Genomic DNA, 5,942 nt, shown 5'->3' on the forward strand with positions numbered 1-5,942 from the left:
ATGGCGACGTCGTTGTCGAGGACGAACAACGTCTGATTCAGCATCGGGTCGTTTCGCGCCTCCATTTCCCGCAGCACCCAGCTGGCGTTCGCGGCGCCCCAGCCGGAGGCGAGGACGGCGTTGGGCTCGCCCGCGTTGGCCTGCAGGGCCTCGTAGATACCGGCCGGCCCACTGAAGAAGTTGACGTGCACGATGTCATCGCCGGTGGTGTTGTACGGCGAGGCATTGAACTTGCCCTGGAAAAAGTCCTCGGTACCGCTGCCGTCCGGGTGTGTCGAACTACCGACGACAATCAGGGCTGCCAACTCGACGAGCGGCGTCGATATCGAAGCAGGATGGGTCGCGGCAACGCCGGCGATGCTCGTCGCGACCCCGACCGCCGCGACGCCCACCGCCAGCTTTCGCACACGCTTGGTGCCGGCTTTGCCCATGCCTGGCGTCCTCCCCACGGTTCGGTTAGCAACGTATCGCGTGGGGCCACGCTAGGCGAGCTCCGCCACCGGAAATCTCCGGCTCCAGAGAGCAATTGCTGTCGGCCGCAAGGGGTTCGACGGCGAATGCGGCGCCTGGTCGGCCTGACGGTCGCTTGCCTAACGTAACGTCCCACGATTTGAAGGTGGCTTAGCTGGGTCGCGGTGGGAGCGGCCGACCCACCACACGGGTTGAGCGTTTGCCCGGGTTGGGTGCCGCCAAACCTCATCAGCGGTGGACACTGCCGTCTACCTGGATGAATCCGCCACCGACGCATGGGGTGATCAGCGCCATTGTCCAATAAGCGAGATTGCTTGTGATAACTGACCGGCACGTGCAAGAGTGGGTTATAGCCGCGCATGATCTTCGCTGCGCCGCACGATCGCCCTTAGAAAGTCAGGGGTGGACCACTGAGATTCAGCGGTCTGGCTTTCAACGTCGGGGGGACCATTGTTCGACACGAAGAATTCAGAAGTGGCTGACCGTATTTCGGCCGGAACCGTCCTATCGTCGCATCTGCGATCGGAACTGCAGCGGGTGATGTCGCACGTGCGACCGGAGGATCTGACAGTCCTCGAGATCGTTGCTCTACTCGACATCCTGATCCCGGCGGCCTCCCGGGTTGTCGGCGGACCATCCTGCCGGCCAAGACCTCGTGTCCGCGGGGTTCGCGGCGAGTACCCGGCGTCTGATCTCGCTTAACAGCGAATCAATCGACGCTCCGCTCAGGTCACCAGTCAACGTCGTCATTTCCACCACGCCCAGCTCGCTGCTGGACAAATAGCCCGCGGCCACCAGTGCCTCGACTGGCGACCGGCGGTACACCCGTGCGAAGGCGACAACGGCTTCCGCACGTGGCGTGCTGGCGCCGCGTTGCCAGCGGGAGATGCTGGACTGATCGATGCCGGTTGTGGCGGCGATGTCCTTTTGAGCGGCGTTGCCAGTCACAGTCACGACGTACTGCCACCACGACCCTTGAGTCGGTGGGGCAGGTTCTTCCGTCATCCGGACAGGGTATGGCATATACGTACCAGGGTCGGTTTTGGAATGCTCCGGCGATTTCGCCCATTTGCCCCCTGATTTCCGGGCGCTCTTGGCGCTGGATGTTGAGGTGCAGACGTCTTGCATGCGAGCATGCATACATGTATGGTGGCATGCATACCGCTCACGGAGAATGCGCCTCTCGAGGCGACCGTCTCGATAGCCATCCACACGGATGGCGTCACGTGACACATCTGCTGCACGGCTCTGCGGAGCGTGAAGAGGAGCTCGAAATGAAGCATTCCATTTATCCATACGCGACAGGCGTTGCGATCGCAGGCGCCGGTGCCCTGATGGCGCTGGGTTCCGGCACCGCACAGGCCGCGCCGGAGCTGTCCGCGCCACTGTCACCATCGACGAACAGCCAGTGCGTTGTGATGCCCGCAGGGTGTTCTTCGGCTAATACGCTTTTTGGGCCAAGTGCCTCCTTCGGGCTCACATCGAACGCGCCCACCCCGAATGCGCTGGCAGCGACATTTGCCAGCCCCTTGGGTCTGAACGATCCGTTCTACAACCTGATTGGCATCGGCAATCTGATCCCGATCGTCAACATCTTCATCTCCAACGGCGCTAACGGCGCACCGGGAACGGGCGCCAACGGCGGTAACGGCGGGCTGTTCATCGGCTACGGCGGTGCCGGTGGGTCCGGCGCGCTAGGGCAGGCCGGCGGTAGCGGCGGCACAGGCGGGTTGTTCTTCGGCAACGGAGGCGACGGCGGTGCCGGCGGGATCAGCGCGGATGGCGGTAGCGGCGGCAACGCAGGCTTGCTGGCGCTGTTCGGCCAGGGCGGTGCCGGCGGTGTCGGCGGCGCAGGCGTCGAGGGAACCCCAGGCACGGCGGGAACAGGGACGGCGGCTACTGGAGCGACGGGCGCCAACGGCACAGTAGTTGGCACTGACGGTGCCGACGGTGTGAACCCGCCCGGAGATGGCGTCGCGGGCGTCGCGGGTGCGGCCGGCGTTGCTGGCACGGGTGGCTCAGGCGCACCCGGCTCCGCGGGTGACCCCGCTGGCGCTGGCGGTGCCGGCGGAACGGCGGGCGCAGCAGGCACTGGGGGCGACGGTGGCCTCGGCGGCAGCGGCACCCCAAGCGGCAACGGCGGCGCCGGTGGCGCTGGCGGGGCTTCGAGTACTGCTGGTGTGACGGCGGTTGGCGGCGACGGCGGTGACGGCGGCAACGGGGGAACCGGTGCTACTGACGGCGGCGCTGGCGGCGCTGGCGGCGCCGCAGTGAATACCGGTGGAGCGGCCACTGGCGGTAACGGCGGCACGGGCGGCGACGGCGGAATCGGTGCTGCCGGCCAGGCTGGTGGAACCGGCGAGGCTGGCTCCGCAGGCGGCACGGGGGCCAACGGAACCAATGTTGGGACTGCAGGCACAGCCGGCGGACCCGCAGGCTCCGGAGGCAACGGCGGCAGCGGCGGGCTCTTCGGCAGCGGCGGAGCTGCCGGTGACGGCGGCACGGGCGGTACCGGCGGGACCGGAGGCACCGGCCAGGCCGGTGGCGACGGCGGAACCGGAGGAACCGGAGCTGCAGGCGGAACTGGCGGTGACGGCGATGACGGCGGCAACGGCGGTGTCGGCGGCGCAGGCGGTGCCGGAACAGGCGGCGGCGTTCTCGGCGTCGGCGGTACTGGCGGAGCTGGCGGATCCGGAGCTACAGGTGGTCCGGGCGGCGCAGGCGGAACCGGCGGAGCCGGCGGCGAAGGCGGCACCGGTGGAACCGGAGCTGCAGGCGGGACCGGAGGCACCGGCGGCGACGGCGGCACAGCCGGTACCGCGGGTAGCGGCGGGCTGTTCGGCGGCTCAGGCGCGACCGGCACCGACGGTGCGACCGGCGGCACAGGAGCCACCGGCGCAACCGGAGCAACCGGAGCAACCGGAGCAACCGGTAACACGGGAGCGACTGGCGCGAGCGGCACTGACGGTACCGGCGGCACCGCCGGCGGTTCCGGAGCCGATGGCGCATCGTCATAATCGGCAGGTAGAGGCCCCGTAAAGAGGCCACTGCAAGTTCGGACACCAGGGGCGTCGGCAATGCCGGCGCCCCTGGTGCAATGTGTGTGCCGGACGAAACCGCCCGGCACACAACCAGTCCCGGCTAACGGGGCCAGCGCAGATCGTTTCCGGTGGCTTCAAGGAAGGTGTTTCGGATGCTTCACGGCAGCGTTGTGAGAGAGGGTGAGGTCATGGCGGTCGGATATGACGCAGACGCGGCCGATGTTGAGCGGTACCCCCGGATCGGTCTGGGGGCGTTGGCGGTCAAAGATCTGGGCCGGTTGTTGTTGCGCTGTGACGATCGGCCCGGATTGGTGGCGGCCGTCAGTAGTTTTCTGGCCGAGGCCGGAGCCAATATCGTGTCGCTGGATCAGCATTCGACCCAGCAGTCCGGCGGAACGTTCGTGCAGCGCACAATCTTTCATCTACCTGGTTTGACGGCTGCGCGGGACGAGATGGAGCGTGACTTCGGCGAGCGGCTGGCCGCGCGGTTCAACATGGAGTTCAGGCTGACAGAGGCGTCCAAACCCAAACGAGTGGCGATCATGGCGTCGAAGGCCGACCACTGTCTGCTGGATCTGCTGTGGCGCAACCGCCGCGGTGAACTGGACATGTCGGTGGTGATGGTGATCTCCAACCACCCCGACCTGGCCGATCAGGTCCGTCCGTTCGGGGTGCCGTTTTTACATGTGCCGGCCACCAAAGACATTCGGGCACAAGCAGAACAACGTCAACTCGACGCGTTGCGCGGCAATGTCGACCTGGTGGTGCTCGCCCGATACATGCAGATCATCTCACCGCAGTTTCTCACCGATGTTGGTTGCCCCCTGATCAACATTCATCACTCCTTCCTTCCGTCTTTCATCGGCGCGGCGCCGTATCGGCGGGCCAAAGAGCGCGGCGTCAAACTCGTGGGGGCGACCGCTCACTACGTCACCGAAAGACTTGACGAGGGCCCGATCATCGAGCAGGACGTCGTGCGGGTGGACCACCGTCACGGCATTGGCGATCTCACGCGCCTCGGCGCAGATGTCGAGCGTGCCGTGCTGTCACGCGCGGTCCTGTGGCATTGCGAAGACCGCATCATCCGTTACGGCAACCAGACCATCGTCTTCTGATGTCGGCAACGCCAGGTATGGACTCGACGTCCGATGAGCACCCCCGGCAGGACTCGAACCTGCGACCTACCGCTTAGAAGGCGGCTGCTCTATCCGCTGAGCTACGGGGGCAGCGACGGTGAGTCTATCTCGGTGGGTCCGGGCACCCGGCCTCCCCAACAGCAAGTAAACGCGCTCCGCGCCCACGGCCAGCGGACTAGCGTGGTGGGCGCAGGACGGCGGACCAGGAAGGGGAGCGACGGGCCATGAGCGACGTGCCGGAACTCGACGCGGCCGGACTTCCGGAGGAACTCAGCGCGTTCGACCAGATACTGCACCGCGGCGAGGCCAACCCGAGAACGCGCTCGGGCATCATGACCCTGGAGATCCTCGACACCACTCCGGACTGGGACCGGTTCCGGACCCGGTTCGACAACGCGTCGCGCAAAGTGCTGAGGCTGCGGCAGAAAGTCGTGAGTCCCACGCTGCCGACCGTCGCCCCGCGATGGGTCATTGACCCCGACTTCAACCTGGACTTCCACGTCCGCCGACTGCGGCTTCCGGAACCCGGCACACTGCGTCAGCTGATGGACCTCGCCGACGTCGCCGCTCAATCACCGCTCGACATCTCCCGCCCGCTGTGGACGGCGACGCTCGTCGAAGGGCTCGAAGATGGCTGTGCCGCGGTGATGATGCATCTGAGCCACGCCGTGACCGACGGCGTCGGTGCCGTCGAGATGTTCGCACACATCTACGACCTCGAGCGCGAACCGCCACAGCAAGACGTGCCACCGCTGCCCATTCCGCAGGACCTGTCGCCCAACGACCTGATGCGGCAAGGGATTAACCGGCTTCCCGGCTCGATTCTCGGCGGAGTTCGTGGCGCGCTGTTCGGAGCCGCGCACGTCGTCGGCGAGATGGTCCGCGATCCGATTTCGAGGATGGGTAGCGCCGTCGAATACGCGATGTCGGGCGCACGTGTCGTCGGTCCTGTTGCCCCTCCATCGCCTGTGCTGCGCCGCCGCAGCCTCTCGTCGCGCAGTGAGGCCATCGACATCGAGTTCGGCCACCTGCACAAGGCGGCCAAGGCGGCCGGCGGTTCGATCAATGACGCCTACCTGGCGGGGCTGTGCGGCTCCCTGCGGCTCTACCACGAAGCCAAAGGGGTGCCGATAGATGCGCTGCCAATGGCCGTCCCGGTCAACCTGCGATCGGAGGCCGACCCCGCAGGCGGCAACCGATTCGCCGGCGTCAATCTCGCAGCGCCGATCGGCCTGACCGATCCAGAAGTGCGCGTCAAGAACATCCGCTCCCAAATGACTCGCAAGCGTGAGGA

4 protein-coding genes, 1 tRNA gene and 1 pseudogene are annotated in these 5,942 nt (G+C 66.5%); 3 read left to right on the plus strand and 3 right to left on the minus strand.

Features of this window, described 5'->3' with window-relative positions; genetic code table 11:
* Together VFH65_RS07795 and VFH65_RS07800 are read right to left on the minus strand one after the other, a co-directional pair.
* Positions 1-431 (minus strand): annotated as a pseudogene (locus VFH65_RS07795) (PE-PPE domain-containing protein); the annotation flags it as partial.
* Between the two features lie 628 nt (positions 432-1,059).
* Complete coding sequence (locus VFH65_RS07800) at positions 1,060-1,476, minus strand: helix-turn-helix domain-containing protein (protein WP_353320579.1); 417 nt, start codon at positions 1,474-1,476, stop codon at positions 1,060-1,062.
* 269 nt (positions 1,477-1,745) lie between these two features.
* Between VFH65_RS07800 and VFH65_RS07805 the strand changes: the two genes are divergently transcribed.
* Together VFH65_RS07805 and purU are read left to right on the plus strand one after the other, a co-directional pair.
* The gene (locus VFH65_RS07805) at positions 1,746-3,488 is read left to right on the plus strand and encodes a PGRS repeat-containing protein (RefSeq protein ID WP_353320580.1); all 1,743 of its coding nucleotides are present in this window, start codon (positions 1,746-1,748) and stop codon (positions 3,486-3,488) included.
* A gap of 212 nt (positions 3,489-3,700) precedes the next feature.
* Positions 3,701-4,627 carry a formyltetrahydrofolate deformylase gene (gene purU / locus VFH65_RS07810; RefSeq protein ID WP_353320581.1) on the plus strand — a complete coding sequence of 309 codons (927 nt, stop codon included), beginning with the start codon at positions 3,701-3,703 and terminating at the stop codon, positions 4,625-4,627.
* A 38-nt stretch (positions 4,628-4,665) separates the two neighbouring features.
* Here purU and VFH65_RS07815 read toward each other — a convergent pair.
* Positions 4,666-4,738: transfer RNA gene (locus VFH65_RS07815), tRNA-Arg, on the minus strand.
* A gap of 134 nt (positions 4,739-4,872) precedes the next feature.
* On the opposite strand from VFH65_RS07815, the gene VFH65_RS07820 reads away from it, so the two are divergent.
* Positions 4,873-5,942 (plus strand): wax ester/triacylglycerol synthase domain-containing protein (locus VFH65_RS07820; RefSeq protein WP_353320582.1); only part of this gene is annotated, 1,070 nt, incomplete at its 3' end.

This window comes from Mycobacterium sp., assembly GCF_035697385.1.
Classification (GTDB): Bacteria; Actinomycetota; Actinomycetes; order Mycobacteriales; family Mycobacteriaceae; genus Mycobacterium.